General features: G+C 62.8%; 21 protein-coding genes, 2 tRNA genes and 2 pseudogenes. 13 read left to right on the forward strand and 12 right to left on the reverse strand.

Annotation, left to right across the window (positions count from 1 at the left end; all coding sequences use genetic code 11):
• Positions 1–3: 3 nt before the first annotated feature.
• The 6 genes from G7076_RS09470 to hflK all read right to left on the reverse strand — a co-directional run bounded on the left by G7076_RS09470 (position 4) and on the right by hflK (position 6,022).
• Positions 4–369, reverse strand: a complete 366-nt coding sequence (locus tag G7076_RS09470) for a lipocalin family protein (RefSeq protein WP_166202316.1) — start codon at positions 367–369, stop codon at positions 4–6.
• Positions 366–752 carry a nuclear transport factor 2 family protein gene (locus G7076_RS09475; protein ID WP_166202318.1) on the reverse strand — a complete coding sequence of 129 codons (387 nt, stop codon included), beginning with the start codon at positions 750–752 and terminating at the stop codon, positions 366–368. Before G7076_RS09475 ends, G7076_RS09470 begins: the two co-directional genes overlap by 4 nt.
• Complete coding sequence (locus G7076_RS09480; protein ID WP_166203553.1) at positions 742–2,358, reverse strand: helicase HerA-like domain-containing protein; 1,617 nt, start codon at positions 2,356–2,358, stop codon at positions 742–744. The genes G7076_RS09475 and G7076_RS09480 overlap by 11 nt, the downstream gene beginning before the upstream one ends.
• A gap of 72 nt (positions 2,359–2,430) precedes the next feature.
• Positions 2,431–3,969 carry a Do family serine endopeptidase gene (locus G7076_RS09485; protein ID WP_166202320.1) on the reverse strand — a complete coding sequence of 513 codons (1,539 nt, stop codon included), beginning with the start codon at positions 3,967–3,969 and terminating at the stop codon, positions 2,431–2,433.
• Between the two features lie 98 nt (positions 3,970–4,067).
• Entirely contained in the window at positions 4,068–4,928 is an 861-nt protein-coding gene (locus G7076_RS09490) for a protease modulator HflC (RefSeq protein ID WP_166202322.1), read from the reverse strand.
• Positions 4,925–6,022: an FtsH protease activity modulator HflK gene (hflK, locus tag G7076_RS09495; protein ID WP_166202324.1), complete on the reverse strand. Its 1,098-nt coding sequence runs from the start codon at positions 6,020–6,022 to the stop codon at positions 4,925–4,927. Before hflK ends, G7076_RS09490 begins: the two co-directional genes overlap by 4 nt.
• A gap of 83 nt (positions 6,023–6,105) precedes the next feature.
• Between hflK and G7076_RS09500 the strand changes: the two genes are divergently transcribed.
• Together G7076_RS09500 and G7076_RS09505 are read left to right on the forward strand one after the other, a co-directional pair.
• The gene (locus G7076_RS09500; protein WP_240913773.1) at positions 6,106–7,053 is read left to right on the forward strand and encodes an Mrp/NBP35 family ATP-binding protein; all 948 of its coding nucleotides are present in this window, start codon (positions 6,106–6,108) and stop codon (positions 7,051–7,053) included.
• A gap of 30 nt (positions 7,054–7,083) precedes the next feature.
• Positions 7,084–7,512, forward strand: coding sequence for a CoA-binding protein (locus G7076_RS09505; RefSeq protein WP_166202326.1), 429 nt, complete (start codon positions 7,084–7,086; stop codon positions 7,510–7,512).
• Here G7076_RS09505 and G7076_RS09510 read toward each other — a convergent pair.
• Genes G7076_RS09510 through G7076_RS09520 form a run of 4 tightly spaced genes read right to left on the reverse strand, consistent with a single transcriptional unit; the run spans position 7,509 to position 11,264 of the window.
• Positions 7,509–8,855 (reverse strand): metallopeptidase TldD-related protein, encoded by a 1,347-nt coding sequence (locus tag G7076_RS09510; protein ID WP_166202328.1) that lies wholly within the window; start codon positions 8,853–8,855, stop codon positions 7,509–7,511. The two genes, G7076_RS09505 and G7076_RS09510, sit on opposite strands and share 4 nt — an antisense overlap.
• Before the next feature lie 17 nt (positions 8,856–8,872).
• A complete protein-coding gene (ubiA, locus tag G7076_RS09515; RefSeq protein ID WP_166202330.1) occupies positions 8,873–9,784 on the reverse strand; it encodes a 4-hydroxybenzoate octaprenyltransferase in 912 nt (303 codons plus the stop codon).
• Positions 9,781–9,996 (reverse strand): hypothetical protein, encoded by a 216-nt coding sequence (locus G7076_RS12515; protein WP_240913774.1) that lies wholly within the window; start codon positions 9,994–9,996, stop codon positions 9,781–9,783. The genes ubiA and G7076_RS12515 overlap by 4 nt, the downstream gene beginning before the upstream one ends.
• On the reverse strand, positions 9,993–11,264 hold the full coding sequence (locus tag G7076_RS09520; RefSeq protein ID WP_240913775.1) for a phospholipase D-like domain-containing protein: 1,272 nt from the start codon (positions 11,262–11,264) through the stop codon (positions 9,993–9,995). The genes G7076_RS12515 and G7076_RS09520 overlap by 4 nt, the downstream gene beginning before the upstream one ends.
• Positions 11,265–11,310: 46 nt before the next feature.
• Here G7076_RS09520 and G7076_RS09525 point away from each other — a divergent pair, with 46 nt between their 5' ends.
• The 3 genes and pseudogenes from G7076_RS09525 to pip all read left to right on the forward strand — a co-directional run bounded on the left by G7076_RS09525 (position 11,311) and on the right by pip (position 14,403).
• Positions 11,311–12,051 (forward strand): 16S rRNA (uracil(1498)-N(3))-methyltransferase, encoded by a 741-nt coding sequence (locus tag G7076_RS09525; protein ID WP_166202332.1) that lies wholly within the window; start codon positions 11,311–11,313, stop codon positions 12,049–12,051.
• 12 nt (positions 12,052–12,063) lie between these two features.
• A pseudogene (locus G7076_RS09530) lies at positions 12,064–13,433 on the forward strand (glutamate--cysteine ligase).
• A gap of 61 nt (positions 13,434–13,494) precedes the next feature.
• On the forward strand, positions 13,495–14,403 hold the full coding sequence (pip, locus tag G7076_RS09535) for a prolyl aminopeptidase (RefSeq protein WP_206367525.1): 909 nt from the start codon (positions 13,495–13,497) through the stop codon (positions 14,401–14,403).
• On the opposite strand, the pseudogene ligD reads toward pip, so the two are convergent.
• Both ligD and G7076_RS09545 read right to left on the reverse strand, forming a co-directional pair.
• Positions 14,400–16,882 (reverse strand): annotated as a pseudogene (gene ligD / locus G7076_RS09540) (DNA ligase D). The gene pip and the pseudogene ligD overlap by 4 nt on opposite strands.
• Positions 16,883–16,885: 3 nt before the next feature.
• Positions 16,886–17,770 carry a Ku protein gene (locus G7076_RS09545; protein ID WP_166202338.1) on the reverse strand — a complete coding sequence of 295 codons (885 nt, stop codon included), beginning with the start codon at positions 17,768–17,770 and terminating at the stop codon, positions 16,886–16,888.
• Positions 17,771–17,954: 184 nt separating this feature from the next.
• On the opposite strand from G7076_RS09545, the gene G7076_RS09550 reads away from it, so the two are divergent.
• The 8 genes from G7076_RS09550 to G7076_RS09585 all read left to right on the forward strand — a co-directional run bounded on the left by G7076_RS09550 (position 17,955) and on the right by G7076_RS09585 (position 22,795).
• Positions 17,955–18,377, forward strand: coding sequence for a hypothetical protein (locus tag G7076_RS09550; RefSeq protein ID WP_166202340.1), 423 nt, complete (start codon positions 17,955–17,957; stop codon positions 18,375–18,377).
• Positions 18,378–18,425: 48 nt separating this feature from the next.
• Positions 18,426–18,499, forward strand: a tRNA-Gly gene (locus G7076_RS09555).
• Between the two features lie 408 nt (positions 18,500–18,907).
• Positions 18,908–18,993: transfer RNA gene (locus G7076_RS09560), tRNA-Tyr, on the forward strand.
• A gap of 178 nt (positions 18,994–19,171) precedes the next feature.
• Positions 19,172–19,729, forward strand: a complete 558-nt coding sequence (locus G7076_RS09565) for a helix-turn-helix transcriptional regulator (RefSeq protein ID WP_166202342.1) — start codon at positions 19,172–19,174, stop codon at positions 19,727–19,729.
• Positions 19,730–19,798: 69 nt separating this feature from the next.
• Positions 19,799–20,143, forward strand: coding sequence for a hypothetical protein (locus G7076_RS09570; protein WP_166202344.1), 345 nt, complete (start codon positions 19,799–19,801; stop codon positions 20,141–20,143).
• Positions 20,144–20,198: 55 nt separating this feature from the next.
• Positions 20,199–20,636: a hypothetical protein gene (locus tag G7076_RS09575; RefSeq protein ID WP_166202346.1), complete on the forward strand. Its 438-nt coding sequence runs from the start codon at positions 20,199–20,201 to the stop codon at positions 20,634–20,636.
• A gap of 33 nt (positions 20,637–20,669) precedes the next feature.
• Positions 20,670–21,662, forward strand: coding sequence for an ATP-binding protein (locus tag G7076_RS09580; RefSeq protein WP_166202348.1), 993 nt, complete (start codon positions 20,670–20,672; stop codon positions 21,660–21,662).
• 95 nt (positions 21,663–21,757) lie between these two features.
• A complete protein-coding gene (locus G7076_RS09585) occupies positions 21,758–22,795 on the forward strand; it encodes a substrate-binding domain-containing protein (protein WP_166202350.1) in 1,038 nt (345 codons plus the stop codon).
• Positions 22,796–22,810 lie beyond the last annotated feature (15 nt).

Genomic DNA, 22,810 nt, shown 5'->3' on the forward strand with positions numbered 1-22,810 from the left:
CCGTCAGTCCTTCTTGTCGAGCTTATGGTTGCGGTTGGGCGGCGTAGCCAGTTCGCCCTCGCGCTTGTAGCGGATTGTCCGGTCGTAGCGATTTAGGGTGAGCATGCCGCCCTCAACCATCAGCGGCGTACTAGCCAGCGGCGGTCCATGTTCGGCGCCTTGGCTTTTTTCAATTGTCAGGACAATCCGGTCGCCATCAAGCTTCCAGCGCCCTTCTGCCGACTCCGAGACGGCGCCATAATCGAGGGCGTAAGCGAAGGTCCCGTCTGGCTCGAGCTCGATCGCGGTAGCCATTTCCATCTGGTTCCCGACATAAAAACCGGGCAGCGCGGCAGGATCGGCAAGCGCAAGCAGCCATGCAAGAATCATGTAATTTCCACTCCTGGGGGAACCGGGCTCGAATGGCGGCGGATAACTTTCCAAGCATCACCGTCCCGGACCCAGACGTCGGTCAGCAGCACCCGCTCGTCGATGGGATGGCCCATGAAGCGAACCTTCCACTGCGCGTCGACGGACGCGACGATCGTGCCGTCCACCTCAACCGAGTCGATGACGCGAACCTCGAGGCTAGCGATATCCATCTTTTGAAGCGCGGCGAGCCATTGCTCGAGATCCACGCCAACCGTCCCGGTCGAGCGAATGCCGACAAGCTTGAACTGCGGATGGATCAGCTTGCGCAGGGTGGCTTCGTCTTTCGCGAACAAAGCATCGCGCCAGGCGCGCTCAAGCTCGGTGATGGTGCTAGCGGCCACGGAGCAATCCACCGAATATTCCGCGCAACAACTGGTTGCCGAGCTGCCTACCGACCGAGGACGCAATCGAGCGTCCGGCCGACTGCATCATCTTGTCCGCCATGCTCGGCTTTGCAGCCTCGCGCGCCGCTCGCGCCTGCTCGCGCTCGAGCTCGCGTTGCCGGCGCTCGGCTTCCCGCTGCTCGGCGGTGCGAAGGCGCGCCGCTTCCTTCTCCTCACGTGCCCGAACCTTGGCCTCTTCGGCTGCCTGTTTTTCCGCTTCGGTGGCGGCCTTGGCGGCCATTGCCGCGGCGGCTGCCTCTTCGCTTTTCGCTTTCAGAATCTCCTCGGCGCTGTCTCGGTCGAGCAGCGCATCGTACCGGTTCCCGATCGCGTCGGTGGTGATCATGATCTGCCGTTCCTGGGCGGTCAGCGGTCCGACGCGCGAGCGCGGCGGCTGGATCAGCGTCCGCTCGACTGGCGACGGCGCGCCGTCCGGCTGAAGTAACGAGACAAGAGCCTCCCCGACCTTGAGTTCGGTGATCGCGGTGGCGACGTCGACATTCGGATTGGGACGGAACGTCTCCGCTGCCGATTTGACCGCAGCTTCGTCGCGCGGGGTGAAGGCGCGGAGCGCGTGCTGCACGCGATTGCCGAGCTGGCCCGCGACCTTGTCGGGAATGTCGATCGGATTCTGGGTGATGAAATAGACGCCGACGCCCTTCGACCGGATGAGGCGGACGACCTGTTCGACCTTTTCGAGAAGCGCGGGAGGCGCGTCGTCGAACAGCAAATGCGCTTCGTCGAAGAAGAAGGCCAGCTTCGGCTTGTCGATGTCGCCGACCTCCGGAAGCAATTCGAAAAGTTCGCTGAGGAGCCAAAGAAGGAAGGTCGAATAGAGCCGCGGACTGGCCATCAGCCGGTCCGCGGCGAGAATATTGACGATGCCCTTTCCGTTCTCGTCCAGCTTCAGGAAATCCTCGAGCGCAAGCGCGGGCTCACCGAAGAAATGATCGCCGCCCTGCGCCCGGAGCTGCAGCAACGAGCGCTGGATCGCGCCGACGCTGGGTTTGGAGACGTTGCCATATTCGAGGGTCAACTCATCCGCCCGCTCGCCAATGTTCACCAACATCGCCTGCAGGTCGTCCAGGTCGAGAAGCATCAGCCCCTCCTTGTCGGCGACGTGAAAAGCGATGGTCAGCACGCCTTCCTGGACTTCGTTGAGGTTCATCAGCCGGCTGAGAAGCAGAGGGCCCATTTCGCTTACGGTCGTGCGAACGGGATGCCCCTGGGCACCGAACAAGTCCCAGAACTGCACCGGAGCGGCCTCGTACGACCAATCTGAGAGGCCGATCTCTTCCGCCCGCGCCCTGAACGGCTCATGCGTCTTGGCGGTCGGGTCGCCGGGCATGGCAAGCCCCGCGAGATCGCCCTTCACGTCGGCAACGAAGGTTGGAACGCCCGCGTTCGATAGCCCTTCGACAATGCCCTGAAGGGTGACAGTCTTGCCGGTGCCGGTCGCGCCGGCAATCAGGCCGTGGCGATTGGCCCGCTTGAGCTCGAGCCGCTGCGGGCTGACGCCACCCGGTCCCGAACCGATGAAGATACTGGTCGGCTGGTCGCCCATGCTCACGTTGCTCCCTGGCTAGGCTCTGGGACGAGAGCCTAGGACGGTTAGAGCGCGGCGAGCAAGGGCCCTTTATTGACGCGGCATGTCGACACCCACGAACGCTTCCGTGCCGTTCGGCAGGCGAACCAGCAGGAGCACGCTCGTGCGGTTGGCACGCCTGGCGCTTTCAACTGCGGTTGCGAACTCGGCTGGCGTGGTGACCGGCTGCTGGTTGACCGAAAGCAGCACATAGCCCGGACGAAGTCCTTCTTCGGCCGCTGTGCTGTTCGGATCGACCGCCGTGATGACCACGCCGCGCACGGTGGCGGGAATGTTGCCCCGGCGCGCGAGGTCAGGCGTAAGCGGCGAAAGCGTCATTCCGAGGCTCTGGGTGGTCTGCCCGCCCTGAGGCGTGACTCCGCCCGGCTGACCGTCGTCGCCGTCGGTGCCGAGCTGCTGAGCAAGCTGCTCTTCGGTCGGGCGCTGCGCAACTGTCACCGACAGCGTCTGGCGGCGGCCTTGGCGGATGATCTCGACCGGGATCTTCTGGCCGACCGGCGTATTGGCGATCAGGTAGGAGACGGTCTCGTCAGGCGTCACGTCGCGATTGTTGACCCGGACGATCACGTCGCCCTGGCGGATCCCGGCTCGGCTCGCGGCTTCGCCGTCCACCACCGAACGAACGAGTTCGCCCCGATCCTTGTCGATGCCCAGAGCGCCGGCGATGTTCTCGTCAAGCGGCTGAAGGCCAACGCCGAGATAGCCGCGCTGCGGGCGCTGGCCCTTGCGAAGCGAGTCGATCACCGGGCGGGCAAGCTCGGCAGGAATGGCGAGGCCGATGCCAACGCTCGCGCCGGTTGGCGAAATCAGCGCCGAATTGATGCCGATGACATTGCCGGACATGTCGAACATCGGACCGCCCGAATTACCCATGTTGATGCTGGCATCGGTCTGGATGTAGCGATCGTAGGCGCCGACCCCGGTAATCCCGCGGTGGAGCGCGGAAATGATGCCGGCCGTAACGGTACCGCCAAGGCCGTAGGGATTGCCGATCGCAACCACCCACTCGCCGACACGCACGCGGGAGGAATCGCCCCAGTTCACATAGGGCAGGTTGTTCGCATCGATCTTGAGGAGAGCGAGATCCGAGGGCGCATCGCGTCCGACAATGCGCGCGGTATATTCGCGGCGGTCGGTCATCGTAACGGTTACGGTGTCGACCGTGCCTTGCCCACCGGCACCCTGAATCAAATGGTTGTTGGTGACGATGTAGCCGTCAGGAGAAATGATGAAGCCGGAGCCGAGCGAGCCTGTCTCACGCGTCCGGCCTTGACCCTGGCCCTGCCCCTGATCCTGGCCTTGCGGCCCTTGCGGATTGCCGAACCTGCGAAAAAATTCCTCAAACGGGTCGGCCTGGGTGCGGACAGGGACGCGCTGGCGGGTGGAAATGTTGACCACGGCCGGCTGAAGCCGAGCGGCCAAGTCTGCGAAGGAATTTGGAGCGCCTGCCCTCGGGACAATCTGGTTCGGCGCGTTCTGGGCCACCTGCGCTCCCGCCTGGCCGGTCGCCAGCGAGAAAGCAGTGCCTCCGAGCAATAGAGCGGTGGCTACTCCGTAGGCGTAACGCACTTTTCCGGACTCCTTCAAAATCATAATCCTCTCGCTCGTACATTTGCGTTGACGAACGACGCTAGGTCGAGCGCATGAACGCGATTTGAACAACCAGCTTAGCGTTCCCCAGTGAATTGACGGAGGTAATCACTGTCTGGCGACATGATGATCGTGGTCGGCGCAGTGGCGCTGCGGCCATCGCCCAGGAACGTCGTCTGATATGACTGCATGGCCCGGTAAAAATCGTAGAACGCAGGGTCCTTGCCGAAGCTTGCGGCATAGATCCTGGCGGCTTCGGCGTCAGCCTCTGCGCGGATGATCTGGGCCCGCTTGGCACCTTCCGCGCGGATCGACCGCGCTTCCTGCTCGCGGGCGCTGCGCATGCGGGCGAAAACGCTATCGAGCGGCGCTCCGTCCGGCAAGTCCGCCTTCTTGATTCGAACGTCGACGATTTCCACGCCATATTGGCTGGCGATGCGATTGAGACCGACCCGGATATTCTCCATCGCGCCCTCTCGCTCGGGGCTCAAGAGCGACGCGAACGGCCGCTTGCCGAGCTCGTTGCGAAGCTGCGAGCCGAGGATCGGCCGAAGCGCGAGCTCGACGCGGTCTTCGGACCGCGCGGCTATGAACATCCGCAGCGGATCGACGACACGGTAGCGCGCGAAGGCATCGACCTCGAGCCGGCGCTGGTCGGTCGACAGCACCTGCTGGGCATCCATGTCGAGATCGCGGACGCGCTTGTCGATCCAGACGATATTCTCGATGAAGGGAATCTTGGCATTGAGGCCGGCGCCGCGCTCGCCGAACTTCTCGCCCTGCTTGAAATTGTTGACGATTCGGACTGGCTTGCCGAGCCGCGTCACCACGCCCTGCTGGGTTTCCGGCACGATCGACACGCTGCCAAACAAGGCGGCAAGAAGGGTCAGCGCAACCACCATCGAAACGACCGGATGAGAGCGGATATAATCGGTCATTGAGCCGCTCCCTGTGGCCGCGCTTGCGGCTGCGGTCGCTGAATCTGGTTCAGCGGAAGATACGGGGTCACACCGGGCGTTTCGACGATCGTCTTTTCGACGTTGCGCAGGATCCGTTCCATCGTTTCGTAATACATACGCCGGCGGGTGACGTCGGGCGCGAGCCTGTACTGCTCATAAACCTTGTCGAATGCGGTGGCCTCGCCCTGGGCAAGCTGACGCAGCTGAAGCGCGTAGGCATTTGCCTTGTTGATCTCGCTCTCCGCATCCTGCTGCGCAGCCGTGACGTCCTTGAAGGCCTCGTTCACCGCGGCTGGCGGGTCGGCCTGGCGGATCGAGACATTGCGGATGATCACGCCGCTATCGTAGCGCTCGAGAGTCTGCTGGATTTCGTCGCGGACCCGGCTCTCGATTTCACCGCGGCGAACGCCGAGCACATCGTTCAGCGACATTTGCGATACGACCTGGCGCATCGAACTTTCAGCGACCTGACGGATCGTGTCCTCCGGCGTGCGAAGTTCGAACAGGAATTGCTCTGGGTCGCGGATGCTCCACAGCACGCGATAGGCGATATCGACGAGATTCTGGTCACCGGTCAGGACCAAAGTCTCTTCCGTCGGGGAACCGACATCGACGCCCCGGATTTCCGCGACGTTGACCTTCTGCACACGGCTGATCGGCGCCGGAAGTGTCATTCCGATGCCGGGCTCCAGCGTGCTGTTGTAACGGCCGAACACGGTCACCACGCCGCGCTCCTCCGGCGCGATGCGGTGGAAGGTCGTGAAAAGCAGCCACAGGGTGATGAAACCGATCAGCGCCCAAAGGTAAATTGACCGGTCCGGGCCACTGCCGCCGAACCCTCCGCCACCGCCGCCGCCACCAAAGCGGCGCCGGTTGCGCTCGAGAAACTCCTCCAGACTGGCTACGCCGCCACCGAGGCTTTCGCCGCGCGGACGCTTCGGCTGCTCCTTGCCCCATGGACCGGGTGTCGGCTCGGATGGACCGTCTCCGCCAGATGGCGGGGAGCCCCACGGGCCCTTGTTGTCAGCGAACAGGCCACGACCGCGCGTGACCAAGCCGGATAAAAAGCTCATTCGCTCACTATAGGTAGCCTTTTGGCGAAAAACAGTGGCGCCCGTCGAAAAGCTTCCTATCTCCGCCGTCGATGACCAATCCCATGCTGACCGCCAACAATTTCCCTGAAGTCGGGCGGATTCGCACCCAACGCTTCGACAGAGGCGTCCTCACTGCAGTCGCCGACGCTTCGGGTCTGAGCGAAGAGGAACGAAAGCAGCTCGAAACATCGATTCGGAAGGCCGGACTGGCGCTTGACGGCGTAAGCGAGGTCCGTGTGGCGATCACAGCCGCAAAAAGCGGGCCGATGGTGATCGCCGTCGGCTCCGGCAAGGGCGGCGTCGGCAAATCGACCGTTGCCGCCAACATCGCCGTCGCGCTCGCTCGCGCAGGTCACAAGGTCGGAATGGTCGACGCCGACATTTACGGCCCTTCGCAGCCGACCCTCCTCGCCGCGCCGGGCCGCCCGGAGGCGATCGAAAAGGTCCTTCAGCCCGTCGAAACCCCCTTCGGGGTGTCGCTCCTGTCGATTGGCCAGCTTGTGCCGGCAGGACAGGCCCTGGCCTGGCGCGGGCCCATGGCGTCGGGGGCGCTCGCCCAACTGGTCGAAGGCAATTGGGCCGACCGCGACTTTGTCATCGTCGACCTTCCGCCAGGGACCGGCGACGTCCAGCTGTCCCTGATACAAAAGTCGAAACCGGCGGGGGCGGTCATCGTCTCGACGCCGCAGGACCTGTCGCTGATCGACGCGGAACGCGCGGTCGATCTGTTCCGCCGGACGGACGTGCCGGTTCTCGGTCTCATCGAGAACATGGCGGGATACCAGTGCCCTCACTGCAACGAGGTCAGCGACCCGTTCGGCCAGGGCGGTGCGGAGGCTGGGGCGGCGCGCCTGCATATCCCCTTTCTCGGCCGGCTCGCTTTGTCATCCAGCCTTCGCGAGGCCTCGGATGCCGGAAATCCGCCGGCGGCCGGGGAAGGCCCTGCCGCGAAGGCCTTCGCCGACATTGCCGGCACCGTCCGCACGCAATTGGAGAAAAGCCGCGGCTGAGCCATTGATGCTGCCCAACCGGAGACGATCATGCCCCTGACCCGCGACGAAGACATAGCCGAACTTCTTGGAAGCACCCGGACCATCGCCATGGTCGGGGCCAGCGACAACCCGTCGCGCGCCAGCTTTGGCGTGATGAAGTTCTTGCAAGACAAGGGCTATCGCGTCATTCCCGTCAACAACCGGATTACCGGCGAGCATGTGCACGGCGAATATGTCTGGCGCGAGCTTTGCCAGATCGGCGAGCCGATCGACATCGTCGACATCTTCGTGAACTCGGAGAATGCGGGCGCCGTCGTCGATCAGGCCATCGCGGCCGGTGCCAAGGCGGTCTGGATGCAGCTCGGCGTCGTAGACGAAGGCGCCGCTTCTCGTGCGGAAGCTGCGGGCCTGAAGGTCGTCATGGATCGTTGCCCGAAGATCGAGTTCGCCCGGCTTGGCCTTGCAGCCGTCGGCTAGGCCGAACCGACCATCATCTCCGGCACGAGAATGCTTGGTGCGTCGATGCCGCGGCGGAATTCCAGGTCGGACGCCGGTTCGAGCGTTGCGAACATTTCGATGAGGTTCGACGCAACCGTAATCTCGCTGACCGCCCCGACCCTCTCGCCGTTTTCGTATAGGAAGCCGGATGCGCCACGGGAATAGTCGCCAGTCACAGGATTGACGCCCTGACCGATGAGTTCGGTCAGAACGAGCAGTCGCGGTTCCGAGGCGATCATCTGTTCGACGCTGCGCTCGCCAGCCTCCAGGAAGAGGTTGGACGGGCCCGATCCAGGGGCGCCGCTGATTCCGCGGACGGCATGGCCCGTGGGGGCGATGCCCAGTTGCCGCGCTGACGCAGTCTCCGCGATCCAACTCATCAGTACGCCGTTTTCAACCAGCGCTAGCCGACGAACGGTCACTCCCTCAGCGTCGAACGCGCGGCTTCGCAGCCCGCGCAACCGAAAGGGGTCGTCGATGATGTTGATCGCCGGGCCAAATATCTGCTGGCCCATGCGTTCCTGAAGGAAGCTCGACTTGCGCGCGATGGCCGAGCCGGCGATGGCCTGGGCGAAGTGCCCGAGCAACCCGGTCGAAACGCGTGGCTCGAATAGCACCGCCATTGGGCCGGGCTTCACCTTTATCGGATGGAGCCTGGCCACGGCCCGCTCACCGGCTTTTCGGCCGAGCGCATGCGGATACTCGAGATCGGCAGCACGGCGAGCGCTATGCCATTCATAATCGCGCTGCATGCCCGCCCCTTCACCGGCGACGATGGAAGCCGAGAGGCTGTGGGTGGTGGAGCGAGAAACCCCAGAAAAACCGCCGCTTGTGGCGATACCGCGGATCGAAGCGCCGGACGACGTCCCGCAACCACTGCTGTTGGTCACGCCTGCAACGGCAAGCGCCGCACCTTCCGCCTCGAGCACCATCTCCTGGAGCACCTTTGGCTCCGGTTCGATCGGATCCCAGTCGTCGAACTCTGCGAACGGTGGCTTGGCGAGCAAATCGCTTGGCGCCAGGCCGGAAAAGGGATCTTCCGGCGCCTGGCGAGCCATCTCGATCGCCAGCGTGACGAGCTCGGCCAGCGAATCCGGATCGAACGCGGACGTGGAAACTGTCGCGCTGCGTTGCCCGGCAAAAACCCGGACGCCGACCGCTTCCGCTTCGGACCTGTGCACGTCCTCGAGGGCGCCCATGCGGACCTGCACGGCGCTAGAGCGGCTCGCGGAAAATACCGCGTCGGCGGCATTGGCGCCTGCTTGCATGGCAAGTTCGACGGCCTGTTCGACGAGGTCCCTGGTCTGTTGCTGATCGCGCATCGGCGCGGACTAGAGTCTCAGGTGCGCGCCGACAAGCCGACGGTGAAGAAAGCAAGAAATAGCAGCAGACCCGTGAACCGGTTGGAGCGGAACAGGCGGAGGGCGAGCGATCCGTCGGACGGATCGACCTTCAATACCTGCCAGCCAAGATGCGCCGCCGCCGGCAAGAGTCCGAGAAGGGCGATCGAGTCCGGAAACACCATCCAGATGGCCGCGCCCCAGCCGACGAGCGCGAGGGCGTAAAGGATGGCAACGCCGCGCGCGACTTTCCTGCCGAGGCGCCGCGCGGAGGATTTCACGCCGACCAGCGCATCGTCCTCGACATCCTGGATGGCGTAGATCGTGTCGTACCCGATGACCCAGAAAATCGATCCTATCCAAAGAAGGATGGGCGCCGGCGCGAATTGTCCCGTGACCGCCGGCCAGCCTACGAGCGCCCCCCACGCAAAGACCAGACCGAGCCAAGCCTGCGGCCACCAGGTAATACGCTTCATAAAAGGATAGGCGGCGACCGGGATGAGACTGGCCAGCGCGATGACCTGGGCCTTGGGTCTCAGGCCGAGAAGGACGATCAAACCGAGTAGCGAAAGGCCGATCAGCAATGCCCATGCCGCGCCAGGCGATACGCGGCCCGAGGCAAGCGGCCTTGAACGCGTCCGCTCGACCCTTTTGTCGATGTCGCGGTCGATGATGTCGTTGTAGACGCATCCCGCGCTTCGCATGGCGAATGCGCCGATCAGGAACGAAATATAAAGCCACGCGGCGCTCCCTCCCGCGAGCCCTACGCTCCAGGCGCAGGGCCAGAACAGCAGCCAGGTGCCGATGGGCCTATCGAGCCGAATGAGCGAGGCGAATGGGCGTAGCCGCTCCGGCAGGGCGCCAATCAGTCCGCGCCGTTCGGTGTCCGGGACAAGTTCGCTGTCGGTCATCTGCGGCCGCGAATCCTGCGAAGCCTATCACGCCCCATCGCCCAACTTCTCGCGAGTGTTCCGCCAGCAATCGGATCGAACATATCGTCGGCGCATTCGGGGTCGAGAACTTCGTTCGAGGCAATGAAATCCTCGGCCGCGCCCATCCCTTCGAGGTCGAGCAGGTCGAGCGACTTGCCTCGACCGCGAAGCGCTTCAATTGCCGCAATCATCGACCCCCGCGCGGATTCCTCGATCGCAAACCTCTCAGGCGAAACATCGAGATGCTCCCCAGAAGTCTGTGACGAAGTTTCGTTATTATGTCGATCGTAGCGCGGTTCGTCGGGAGTGCTGCGTCGATGACCATATCGCATTCGCTGTCGAGGCCCTGGCTGCGATTGTTCAGGTTCGACGATCCCACGCGAAGGAAGCGGTCGTCGACAATCGCCACCTTCGCATGGACGTAAATATCTTTCCGCTCCCGTGTAACCGGGACGTAGACGCGAAAGCGATCGTCGACGTCGAGTTCGCCAATGGCAGCGACCAGTTTGAGGCGGGCGCCGTCCATCGCTTTCTGTTCCAGCCAGCCATCAGCGGTGCGCGGCATTACCACCACGATCTCCGGCGGGTTCTTTTCCTTCATCCGCTCGGCGATGGCGGCAGCGATCTTGCCGCTCGTGAAATACTGGTTCTCGAAATAGATGAAGCGCTTCGCCGCGGCGATCATGTCGAGGTAGAGCGTCTCTATCTCCCGAACCTCTTCGATGTCCTCATAATGCGCGCGCGTTCGAGCGATCGCGACATCGACATCCTCGAAATCAGGTTTCAGCCCCTCGGGCCATTCATCGTCACAAGGCTCTATCGTTTCGAGCTCGCTCTTCGTCGCGGTCTTCCACCGCTCCCCGGCGAGTTCGCCGAGCGCCTGTGCGACCTTGCCGCTCATCAACATGGTCGTATCGTGCCATGGGCCGAACGGCTTTCCGTCGGGGCTCGTTCGATGGCAGTCATGATCGATGTGCTCACTGGTGTCCCAGCGGCGGTCGCCGATATCGATCCCGCCGCAGGCGGCGAGGCATTCGTCGATGACCACGATTTTCTGGTGATGGCTGCAACCGAACGGATGCGAACTGTCGAAGCGGAAGTCGATGTTCTTCGTTCGCCACCAATGGAACAACCAACGGACCGCGCGCGGCCGGAAGAATTGCTTAAGCGCCCCGAAATTCCACTTGAGAACGTCGATCTGAAGCGAGGGCCGTGCCTTTGCAAGACGCAGGAAGAGGCCGCCGAGCTGTTCGCCCTTTCCCCGCGCGTCCGGCTCCAGCGGGATTCGCGTGTCGAAGTCCCAGCCGACGATGAAAATGCGCTTTTCTGCTCCTTCGAACGCCTTGCTGATCCAATGATAATAGGTCGCGGCGTCGATCAGTAGCCGTGCCTTGTCGGCGCGGGCGATCCGCCAGCAATTGCGGCCCGCCTCGACAATCGGTTTCAAGTCTTCGGCCATGAATACCCCTGATGACGCGCGCGCTATGCATAGCTAGGAAATGGCAATGCCTGCTACCCCGCACTGGCCGCCGAAATCCGCGCCACGCCTGTTTGTTCCGACGGCGCTGGATGCAGGCGTGCAGGTCGACCTCGCTGCAGGCCAGGCCAATTACCTCGGCAATGTCATGCGGCTCGGGGTCGGCGGCGAGGTCCTGTTGTTCGACGGAATGAGCGGCGAATGGTTGGCGCGGGTCGCAGACTCGGGGAAAAAGCACATGAGCCTGAGCGTCGAACGGCGGACGCGGGAGCAGGAGAAAGTCCCGGATTTGTGGCTGGCGTTTGCACCGGTGAAGCGCGCGCAGACTGACTGGCTTGTCGAAAAAGCGACCGAGCTTGGCGTTGCACGGCTGCTTCCAGTGATAACCCAGCGGACCATCGTCGAACGCGTAAAGCTCGAGCGGCTGGAGGCGATCGCCATCGAAGCCGCCGAGCAATGCAATCGCACGACAGTCCCACCGATTGCCGAACCGGTCGGGCTCTCCGCGTTCCTCAAGTCGCGAGATGCCGGTCGGAGGCTCTATTTCGCAGATGAGAGCGGCGGCGAGCCGGCCGCCCGCGCGTTCGAGCTCGGCGCAGCGATTATCCTCACTGGACCGGAAGGCGGATTCACCGATGAAGAGCGAGCGGCCATCCGCGCCGCGCAAAATACCGTCGCAGTTTCGCTCGGCCCGCGCATCCTCCGGGCAGAGACGGCGGCGCTGGCCGCTGTCACTTCCTATATGGCGCTGGCCGGGGACTGGCGTTAGGGCGCGTTTCGAATGACAACCCGAACCGACCTATCGGCCAGCCCGCCAATCGAAAGCCGCGCCGACCTGCTTTCGGTGTTCGAGAAGGGCGAAAAGCCCGCGCAAGACTGGCGCATTGGCACCGAGCACGAGAAATTCGTCTACCGCCTGAGCGATCACCGAGCCCCGTCCTATGACGAGCCCGGCGGAATCCGCGACCTGCTCCTTGGGTTAACGGAGTTCGGCTGGCGGCCGGTCGAGGAAGGCGGACATGTCATTGCGTTGACCGGGCCGGACGGAACAATCAGCCTGGAGCCGGCCGGTCAGCTCGAATTGTCGGGCGCACCGCTGGAAAACCTTCATGAAAGCTGCGCGGAAAGCGGACGCCATCTGCAGCAGGTAAAGGCGATCGGCGACAAACTCGGTCTCGGCTTCCTCGGGCTCGGAATGTGGCCGGACAAGGCGCGATCGGACCTGCCGATGATGCCCAAGGGTCGCTATGCCATCATGGCCCGGCACATGCCGCGGGTTGGCAACCTCGGCCTCGACATGATGCTGCGCACCTGCACCATCCAGACCAACCTTGATTATTCGAGCGAGGCGGACATGGTGAAGAAATTCCGTGTCGGCCTGGCGCTTCAGCCGGTCGCCACGGCGCTGTTCGCCAATTCGCCATTCACGGAGGGCAAGCCCAACGGCTTCAAGAGCTTCCGAAGCCATATCTGGGAGGACACCGACCCATATCGCACCGGCATGCTGCCCTTCGTTTTCGAGGACGGGTTCGGATACGAAAGCTACTGCGACTATGCCCTCGACGTGCCGATGTATTTCGTCTTCCGCGACGGCAAGTACATCGACGCGGCCGGAATGAGCTTCCGCGATTTCCTGGACGGTCAGCTTCCTGCGCTGCCCGGGAACTTCCGACGATGGCCGACTGGACGGACCATCTCTCCACCGCTTTCCCCGAAGTGCGCCTGAAGAGCTTCCTTGAGATGCGCGGCGCGGACGGCGGCCGGTGGGGCCGGATCTGCGCCCTCCCCGCTTTGTGGGTTGGATTGCTTTACGACGACGTCGCTCTCGACGCGGCGTGGGATCTCGCCAAGGGCTGGTCGATTGAAGAGCGGGAGGCGATGCGCCACTCCGTTCCGCGCGACGCGCTTGACGCCTCTGCGCCCGGTGGACGCACTGTTGGGCAGCTCTCGGCTGAAGTGCTGGAAATCGCAGCGTCCGGCCTTAGCCGCCGCGCGCGCTTCAATAGCAGCGGCGACAATGAAGGCGGGTTTCTCGATCCGCTTCGCGACGTCGTCGCGACCCGCCAGACGTTCGCGGACCGGCTACTCGAGCGTTATCACGGCGAGTGGAACCGCGACGTCAGCCACGTCTACGCCGAATATAGCTTCTGAAAAGGAACAGGATGGATCAGCGCCGCGCCCTATACCCCCGATTGTACCGTTCGAGACCGGAATGCTCCACGTCGGCGACGGCCATTCAATCTACTGGGAGCGGTGCGGGACGAAGGGCGGCAAGCCGGCGGTGTTCCTCCATGGCGGACCCGGCTCCGGCTGCAGCCCGAAGCAGCGCCAGCAGTTCGATCCGGAATTGTATGATGTCCTTTTGTTCGACCAGCGTGGCTGCGGCCGTTCCACGCCCTACGCGTGCCTCGACAACAACACGACGTGGGACCTCGTCGCCGACATCGAGAAACTCCGCGAAATGTGCGGCCACGAGAAGTGGCTGGTGTTCGGCGGAAGCTGGGGCTCGACCTTGTCTCTGGCTTACGCCCAGACCCATCCGGAGCGAGTCGCCGAGTTGGTACTTCGCGGAATCTTCCTGTGCCGTCAGAATGAGATGGACTGGCTCTACAAATATGGTGCGAGCGAGCTTTACCCGGAAGAGTGGGAGAAATTCGTCCGTCATATCCCGGAAGAGGAGCGCGGCGACATTGTCGAGGCCTACCGCAAGCGCCTGACGAGCGACGATCCCGCAGTGCAGCTTGCTGCCGCCAAGGCGTGGAGCCGTTGGGAAGGCATGACCGTCACTTTGCTACCCGACCAGGAGATGCTCGAAGAATTCACCGAGGATACGCACGCAGTCCCAGTTGCGCGGATCGAAAACCATTATTTCGTCAATCGCTGCTGGCTCGATGAAGGTCAGTTGCTGACCAATGCGCACAGGCTGGAGGGCATTCCGGGAATCATCATTCAGGGGCGGCACGATTGCTGCACGCCGCCGAGCGCGGCGTGGGACCTCAAGAAGGCTTGGCCGGAAGTCGAGCTGCAGATCGTCCCAGACGGCGGCCACCTTTTCACCGAGCCGGGGATCACCGACGGACTCGTCCGCGCCAGTGACCGCTTCGCCGGCAAAGCCGCTTAATATTTGGGGAGCGTCTGGTTCGCCTCGCCCCAACCGGCAAGCGCCTTCGACTGCGCGCGTTCCAGCAGCGTTTCAGCGTCGCAAATTGTGAAGGCATTGGCGCTGGCGAAGCTGTCGAGTTCTTCCCAAGTCACCGGGACGGCGACCGGAGCACCTTCGCGCGCTCTTGCCGAATAGGGCATGACGGCGGTCGCGCCGCGCTGGTTGCGAAGCCAGTCGAGAAAGATGCGGCCCTTGCGCTGCGCTTTGCGAATATTGGCTGTGAAAACCTCGGGTTCGGCTTCGGCGAGTGCGCGGGTGAATCGTTCGGCGAAGCTTTTAACCGCCGGCCAGTCTGCCTTCGGTTTCAAGGGCGCTATGACGTGGATGCCCTTGCCGCCCGACAGCATTGGGAAGGTCTGTAGGCCCAAATCCGCCAGCAGGGCGCGCAAGCGCACGGCGGCCGACTTCACGGCGTCGAAGTCGAGACCGATATCGGGATCGAGGTCAAACACCAACCGGTCCGGCTTCTCCAGCGGCTTTATCCTGCTCCCCCAACCGTGAAACTCGATGGTTCCCATCTGGACGCAGGACAGCAGCCCCTTGGCGTCGCGAATGTACAGATAATCCTCGACCGATCCGTCGCTTTCCTCGATCGGGACGTGGCGGACGTGATCGCCCATCCCTCCACTGTCATGCTTCTGGAAGAAGCACTGCTTCCCGCGGCCCTGCGGGCAGCGGATCAGGGTCATCGGCCGATCCTTGAGTGTGACCAGCATCAGCGGGGCAACAGCTGCGTAATAATCGGCGAGTTCACCCTTGGTGAGGTCATCTTCGGGGAAGATCACGCGGTCGGGATTGCTAATCGCGACGCCGAGATCCGCTGCCTTGGGCAGCGCACCTTTCCGCTTCGGCTTGGCGACGTGTTCCGGGGTCTCGCGAACCACTTCCGAAGCCTTCTTGTCATCGCGCAGGGCGATGAAGCTGGGGTGGCGTAATACGCCATCCTCGGTGAATTCGGTAAAAGCGATTTCGGCCACAAGCTCCGGCGTGATCCAGTGCGACCCGCGAAGCGCGGCCCGCGGCACGTCGAGCGGCGGCTCGTCGATTGCAAGCGGCGTCATGCGCTGTGACATGTCGTCGATCATTGCCGTGTCGAAACCGGTCCCGACTTTCCCGGCATAGGTCAGCTTGCGTCCGTCACGGACCGCAAGGTGAAGTGATCGGAAGCCGCGTCGCTTGTCACTCGCCTGCCAGCCTACGATGACGAATTCCTGGCGCTGGATGCACTTCACCTTGAGCCAGGACTTGGCGCGTTCGCTGCGATAGGGCGCGGAGGCTTTCTTAGCGATGATCCCCTCGCCGCCTTCCTTGCAGATGGCGTCGAACAGCGCCTCACCCTTGGCGATGACGTGGTCGCCGTAGATGATCGGCGGCTGGGCAGCCTTGAGAAGCGCCGCGAGCCGCTGCTTGCGTTCGAGATTGCTGAGCTTGGTAATGTCCTCGCCCCGATCGACGAGCAGGTCGAAAGCGTAGAACGCGAGGTCGACCTTGCCGCCCTTCAGGCTGGCTTGAAGCAGCTGGAAACTGGGCTTGCCTTTCTTGTCGAGCGCGACCGCTTCGCCGTCGATCAGGCATCCGCCCGGCAGCGATGATGCGGCCTTAACGATGGCGCGGAACTTGTCGGTCCAGTCCTTACCATTTCGCGTCCAAGCGGTCGCACTTCCGCCGCCAGTCGCAAGCAACAGGCGGTAGCCATCATATTTATATTCGAAGAGCCAATCGGATCCGGCGGGGACCGCATCGACAAGGGTAGCCAGTTGCGGTTTCTGGAACGCTGGCGGTGGCGTTTGCGCCTTGGCCTTTTGCCGACCGCCCTTGGCGCCGCCGCGATTGGAGCGCCAGACTTCGCCGCCGGCCGCGATCTCGGCCATCGACCGGCCAGTCGTCACACTCGTCACGCATTGTTCGACCAAAGCGTCGCCGTTGTCGGGATCGGCGAAGTCGTCGGTGACTTTCTTCAGCATCCAAGGCTCCGCCTTTTCGCCGGGCTTGGGCTTCAGGCGGAACATCACCCACTCACCATTCATTCGCTCCCCATCGAGCGAGAAATGCAGATGGCCTTCCTCGATCGTGCGCCGAGGGTCCTTGCCGGGTTCTGGCGTCCATCGGCCCTGGTCCCACAGCATCACGGTGCCCCCGCCATATTCGCCCTTAGGGATGGTACCTTCGAAGTTCGCATAGTCGAGAGGATGGTCCTCGGTCCGCATGGCGAGCCGATTTTGGCCGGGATCGAGGCTCGGCCCTTGGGCACCGCCCAGCTTTTGAGGACTCCATCTAGTTCCAGCCGGAAGTCCCAATGAAGACGGCTGGCATCATGCTTTTGCACGACGAAGCTGTCGCCCTTCCCCTTTTGCTTTCGACCCTTCGGTTCACCGGTCTTCTTGAAGTCGCGCTTGGCGTTGTACGTCGCGATGTCGAGTTTCGACTTGCCTGCCATCGCTTAGGCCCGCTTGCGTGCCGGAGTCGCCTTCTTGGGCGCCGTCTTTTTCGCGGCCGGCTTCTTGGCCGCGGATTTTTTTGCGCCGGCACCGCGGTCCCCGCTGTCGAGGCTCTTTTTCAAGGCCGCCATAAGATCGATGACGTTCGATCCCTTGGCCGGCTCGTCGCTTGATCGATCCTGTATGACTCGCTTGCCCTTCTTCTTGATCTTTTCCTTGATGAGGTCCTGAAGCGCCTCGATGTAGCGGTTCTCGAACTCCGACGCATCGAACTCACCGGTCTTCTTCGAAATCAGCGTCTCGGCCATGTCGAGCAGATCCTCGTCTGGCTTCGTGTCGCCAATTTCGCGGAAGTAGCTCGAAGCACGGTGAACCTCGTCGGCATAGCGCAGGGTTTCGAGCACCATCCCGCGGCCGCAAGGCTTCAGGCTGACGACATACTCCTGGCCGCGCATGGCCAGCTGTCCGACGCCGACCTTCTTCGTCCGGCGAAGCGCCTCGCGGACTACCACGAAAGCCTCTTCCGCGAGGTCGTCGGCCGGAACCACGTAATACGGCTTGTCGAAGTAGATCGGATCGATGTCGCCGATGTCGACGAACTGGGTCAGTTCCAGCGTTTTGCGGCTCTCCAGCTTGACCTTCTCGATCTCCTCAGGGTCCAGAAGTACATATTCGCCCTTTTCGACTTCATAGCCCTTGAGGATTTCGTCGCGGTCGACGGGGCCAATGCCGGGCACAACCTTCTCGTAGCGGACACGCTGACCAGACGGTTCATGGACCTGATGGAAGGCGATCGACTTTCCGGCCTTTGTCGCAGGAAAGATTTCGACTGGGATTGAGACCAGTGCGAGTTTGATATGACCGCGCCAGGTAGGGCGAGCCGGCATGACGTGCTCCCGCGAAATTGTGTCGGACCCGATTCAATCGCTTTGGGGCCCAAGTCGTTCCGAAAGTGCGCGCCTTATCGCGCAGGCCATTGACTAAGCGGCTGATTATCAATTTATCTTCGTATCCGAGGGCACAACGCGCAAAATTCGCTGCGAGTGATTGCTCGATTCAGGGGGATAGACGATGATTGTTACCGCGTTGATGCTGCAGATCATGATTGGGAACAGCGGCCCGCTCAAGCCGCCCCGGGATGCGGGCATCCGCATTTTGTCCAATCAATCGATGACGGACTTGCAGGCTTGTGCCATCCGGCAGATGGCGCGCGACGGAACTGTCGTCCTCGTGCCGCAGCCCAACGGCGTCGCGATCGACTACACTCGCCCCAATGGGCTCGGTAATGCGCAGGCCGCGCGGTATTCGCTGCACCTGAAGGACAACGGTAGTCAGCGCGAGATGACGGTCTTCTATCGCCACCCCTTCTCCCGCAAGGCTGCGTGGCAACATACAAAATTAATTGGCAAGCGCTGCTTCCCGAACGAGCTGAACGGGACAACGGCCAGCGCCACGCCTGAGCCGAAGAAGCGCAAGAAGTTCCTGATCTTCTAAGGTTGACCGGCCGCGAAGTTGCTGCCAGTCAGCCGCGCGTTCGGACGAGCGGGTGTAGCTCAATGGTAGAGCAGAAGCCTTCCAAGCTTACGACGAGGGTTCGATTCCCTTCACCCGCTCCAACGCCGACCTGCCGGGGCATGTCCAAGCGTTTCAGCGCGCCGAGCCTTAGCGAGGCGGCGGCAGCATAGCCAGTCCGAGGGGACTGGCTTACGGGTGGGGCGCCGTAGCGCAGCGACGGGCGCCAATATCGTGACCTGCCGAGTGCAGGTTCGAGATTGGAGCGCACGAGACGACACCGCTGTGGCGACAGCGCGATGACTGCCAGAGTGCGATGACGGTCGACACTTCCAGTCTTGCCGCACACACCTGCGAAGCCTAGTGCAGTCGGGCGACCTCTATATTCCCCTGGCATCACTTTCTCTCGCGCGGCGCGAACCGCCGGTTGACACCGGAACTCGCGCTCGCCATTGGGCGCCCCTGCTCGCCATGCTCGACCATCTTCGGATGGTCCACGCGTGACAAGACCTGGACAGGTGGCCGAGTGGTTAAAGGCAGCAGACTGTAAATCTGCCCGCGCAAGCGTACGCTGGTTCGAATCCAGCCCTGTCCACCACTCCTTTTCGTCAAACGTCGTCCAGCCCGGATTTTCGTCCGAGCTGGATTCTTGTGCGGTTGACGTAGGGGAAATCTTAACCGTCTTTTCTATCGCCTTTGCGCATAGCCGGCGATTGGCCTAATAGCCGGACGTTCAATTTCGGGTAAGCGTAATCCAGGCAGGTGGGGACATTCGCGTGACAAGTCTGTCCGGTCCCAAGACCGATTCCTCTCTTGAAGCCAAGCTTGCGAGGCTCAGCCCCGGCCAGCTGGACTGCCTGTTGCTTGTCGACCAGCATTTGTCATCCAAAGAAATTGCCGCCGAGCTCGGCATTTCGCCGCACACGGTCGACCAGCGCATTCGCCAGGCGCTTCAGATTCTGGAGGTCGGACGCCGCCAGCATGCCGCACGGCTCGTCGCTGTCCATCGCGACCCATATCAGCGTTTGATACATCAATCGCCGCACATTGAGGGACGCGCCGTCCCCGGACATTTGGAGGGGGCGGTCGGTATTCAGATTCGGCACGCTGACCGTGCAGGGGAGGCCGAGGCCCGCGGCATCGAAACCGAGCAGATGCCGTTGGTTTCCGGTTCTCCCCTGCCTCTGCCGTTCGCAACGAGGAGCCAGCCAAGGAACGAGATGAGTACCAGCCTCAGGCTGGTCTGGATCATCCTCATCGCGATTGGAGCAACCTTCTCCGCCGGCATGTATCTCGCCGGACTGGAAAGCCTCGCGAGGATGCTCGGCCGCTAGAGGCGTTTCCCATCGAAGGTCCGCGGTGCTCGCTCCGGCTGCCAGCTAGTGGCCGGGCAAGGAGTAGTCATGCGCAAACAACATATAGAACATGCCGCTTTCGAGGTCGCGACCCAGGTTCGCGCCGTCGAAGACACGATCGACCGAGCTATCGCCGAGATCGCCGAACTCCAGTCGCGTATGATCAACATTCGCAGCGTTTCCGGAATCGGCGTTGCGACGGGCCAGCCCGCTTTCGAGCAGCTGGGAAGCGCAATCCAGGCCCTAATCGCCGCCCGCGGCGGGATCGCGAATTGTCATGGCGCGCTTGTCGACGCCAAGCAATTCATTCCTGGCCTGCGAACCGTCGGTTTCGGCGACGTCGGCGAATGTCCGCCGGCCGAGGCGAAAACCGCTCTCCGCGTCGTAGCGTAGCGGATAACGCCGGGCTTTCGCTTGTCGAGGCCCGGCGCGTTTACTAGCGCGAGTCGTGGCACCGAAATTCTTCCTTCTGGTCCTGATCCTGGTAGCAGGCTTCGCATTCTGGCGAGGCAGCCGGGACGAGCGCCTAGTCGCGGCCGTTTGCGTCCTCGGCGCAGCAGCAAGCTTCCTGCTTCTTCGCCCATTGAGCACGCGCTTCCAGTCTGTCGAAACCGGGATCATGCTAGTGGACCTGCTGGTCTTCGTCGGCTTTCTGTTTGTCGCGCTGCGCTCTCCGCGTTTTTGGCCGCTGTGGGTGGCCGGGCTTCAATTGACTACCACGCTCGGCCACATCCTGAAGGGTTTGAGCCCGGATCTTCTGCCGCAGGCTTATGGCGCTGCACTGCAATTCTGGAGCTACCCCATCCTGCTCATACTGGCAGTCGGCACATGGCGAAGCCACGCGCGCCGCAAGGTCAGGCCGTCTGAGGCGCCAACACTCGTCTAGGAACCGCGGGCGACGACTGGTATCGCGCCGTCGATGCCCAGCGATCCGGCCCACCAAGATCTTCTCGAGGCACTCGACGAGCCGGTGCTGATATTGTCGGGGCGGAAGCTCCGCTCCGCCAATGCTGCTGCGCGAAGGCTTTTAGGACGGAACATCGTCGGCCGCGACATCCGCCTCGTCATCCGTCATCCCCAAGTGCTCGAGCTTTTGCTGGCCGGGAAAAATGCAGACCTTGCTGCCGTCGGGATTGGCGGCGCGGAGCGCCCCTGGACGATCCAGATGCGCCCGGTGGATGGCGATTCGGCCTGCCTGGTACGATTTGTGGATCGCAGCGAATCGATCGCCGCAGAGCGGATGAGAGTCGATTTCGTGGCCAATGCCAGCCACGAGCTGCGGACTCCTCTGGCGACCATCTCTGGCTATGCGGAGACCCTGGCCGAGCCCGACGTGCCTCCTGAGCTCCGCCAGAAGTTCGCGGCGACGATCTCCGGTGAGGCAGCGAGGATGCAGCACATCATCGAAGATTTAATGAGCCTTTCGCGGATCGAGGCGAGCCGCTTCATTACCCCGGACGAGCGGTGCGAACTGGCGACGGTCGCCCGGCAGGGGGTGGATCAGATCGAGCCGCTCGCCGAGCGTAAGTCCTGCGACGTTCAGCTTGAGGTCGATGTATCTGCAAAAACGAGCGTGGCGGGAGACCATGTCCAGCTGCTTCAGGCCGTGGACAATTTGCTGTCCAACGCCATTCGCTACGGCGGGACGAAGGTCCTGCTGTCAGTAGGAGTGGAATTCGGCCGCCCGTATCTCAGGGTCAAGGACAATGGCCCGGGAATCCCCGCCGTTCACCTGCCGCGTATAACCGAGCGCTTCTATCGCGTGGACGAAGGCAGAAGCCGCGGCGGCGGCGGAACAGGTCTCGGCCTTGCGATCGTAAAGCATATCGTTGAGCGGCACCGCGGGACCCTCGACATCCGCTCTCGGCCCGGAGAGGGAACGACGGTAACGATTTCCTTGCCGCCGGCGTGATTGTCACGAAACTGCAATGCCACTGACGCAAAGGACCCAGGGGCCGGCAGGATCGGTCCAAAACGCAGTCCGGCATGGGCTTGGGGAGTTTCGACATGAAGAAGATTTTGGGTGTGCTGCCGCTGGTAGCGCTTGTCGCGGCATGCGGGAGTGGCGGAAGCGAAGGCGCCAAGGCTGGCGGGCAGATCAAGATCGTCGGCTCATCGACCGTTTATCCGTTCACGACCGCGGTTGCCGAGGAATTCCAACGCGCAAATCCGGGCAGCTCGGTGATCGTCGAATCGACCGGCACGGGCGCGGGCATCAAGCTTTTCTGCGCCGGCGTGGGCGAGCAGTTCCCGGACGGGGTGAACGCATCGCGGCCCATGAAGGCCAGCGAATACGCCGATTGCGAAAAAAACGGCGCCAAGAACGTCATTGAGATCCCTGTCGGAATAGACGGCCTCACGCTGATCCAGGCCAAGGGCCAGCCGGCGCTGAACCTGACGGTCGCGCAAATCTACAAGGCGCTTGCCGCCAAGCCGTTCGGCAAGGAGCAGACGGCGCAGACGTGGGCTGACATCGACCCGTCGCTGCCAGCGATAAAGATCCGGGTGCTTGGCCCGCCGCCGACTTCCGGCACGCGCGACAGCCTGGCAGAGCTGATCCTCGAGAAGGGTTGCGACAGCGACCCCGCGATGAAGGCGCTGAAGGAAAGCGACAAGGACGCGCACAAGGAAACCTGCACCAAGATCCGCGAAGACGGGGCTTATGTCGAGGCGGGCGAGAACGACAACCTGCTGGTGCAGAAGGTCTCCGCCGATCCGGGCGCGCTCGGGGTTCTGGGCTACAGCTTCCTCGAAGAGAATGTCGACAAGGTCGCCCCCGTCTCGATCGCTGGAGTCGCACCCACCGAGGAGACGATCAGCAACCTCAGCTATCCGGGTGCGCGCAAGCTTTACGTCTATTTCAAGGGCGAGCACATCGCCGTCAAGCCGGCCATCAAGGCGTTCATCGAAGCCTATTCAAAGGCTTGGGGCCCCGGCGGACTGCTTGTCAGCCGCGGCCTCGTTCCGCTTGGCGCCGCCGACCTGACCGCAGCAACGGCACAGGCTGGTGCGTTGAAGCCACTCGACAAAGCGACCCTCAAGTAAGTGACTCTTTCGATC

The sequence above is a fragment of the Sphingomonas sp. HDW15A genome (assembly GCF_011301715.1).
Lineage (GTDB): Bacteria > Pseudomonadota > Alphaproteobacteria > Sphingomonadales > Sphingomonadaceae > Sphingomicrobium.

Coding starts and splice junctions, on each gene's coding strand:
- G7076_RS09470 (WP_166202316.1), bottom strand. CDS start 369: ATGATTCTTGCATGGCTGCTTGCGCTTGCCGATCCTGCCGCGCTGCCC.
- G7076_RS09480 (WP_166203553.1), bottom strand. CDS start 2,358: ATGGGCGACCAGCCGACCAGTATCTTCATCGGTTCGGGACCGGGTGGC.
- G7076_RS09490 (WP_166202322.1), bottom strand. CDS start 4,928: ATGACCGATTATATCCGCTCTCATCCGGTCGTTTCGATGGTGGTTGCG.
- hflK (WP_166202324.1), bottom strand. CDS start 6,022: ATGAGCTTTTTATCCGGCTTGGTCACGCGCGGTCGTGGCCTGTTCGCT.
- G7076_RS09500 (WP_240913773.1), top strand. CDS start 6,106: ATGCTGACCGCCAACAATTTCCCTGAAGTCGGGCGGATTCGCACCCAA.
- G7076_RS09505 (WP_166202326.1), top strand. CDS start 7,084: ATGCCCCTGACCCGCGACGAAGACATAGCCGAACTTCTTGGAAGCACC.
- G7076_RS09510 (WP_166202328.1), bottom strand. CDS start 8,855: ATGCGCGATCAGCAACAGACCAGGGACCTCGTCGAACAGGCCGTCGAA.
- ubiA (WP_166202330.1), bottom strand. CDS start 9,784: ATGACCGACAGCGAACTTGTCCCGGACACCGAACGGCGCGGACTGATT.
- G7076_RS12515 (WP_240913774.1), bottom strand. CDS start 9,996: ATGATTGCGGCAATTGAAGCGCTTCGCGGTCGAGGCAAGTCGCTCGAC.
- G7076_RS09520 (WP_240913775.1), bottom strand. CDS start 11,264: ATGGCCGAAGACTTGAAACCGATTGTCGAGGCGGGCCGCAATTGCTGG.
- G7076_RS09525 (WP_166202332.1), top strand. CDS start 11,311: ATGCCTGCTACCCCGCACTGGCCGCCGAAATCCGCGCCACGCCTGTTT.
- pip (WP_206367525.1), top strand. CDS start 13,495: ATGCTCCACGTCGGCGACGGCCATTCAATCTACTGGGAGCGGTGCGGG.
- G7076_RS09545 (WP_166202338.1), bottom strand. CDS start 17,770: ATGCCGGCTCGCCCTACCTGGCGCGGTCATATCAAACTCGCACTGGTC.
- G7076_RS09550 (WP_166202340.1), top strand. CDS start 17,955: ATGATTGTTACCGCGTTGATGCTGCAGATCATGATTGGGAACAGCGGC.
- G7076_RS09570 (WP_166202344.1), top strand. CDS start 19,799: ATGCGCAAACAACATATAGAACATGCCGCTTTCGAGGTCGCGACCCAG.
- G7076_RS09580 (WP_166202348.1), top strand. CDS start 20,670: ATGCCCAGCGATCCGGCCCACCAAGATCTTCTCGAGGCACTCGACGAG.
- G7076_RS09585 (WP_166202350.1), top strand. CDS start 21,758: ATGAAGAAGATTTTGGGTGTGCTGCCGCTGGTAGCGCTTGTCGCGGCA.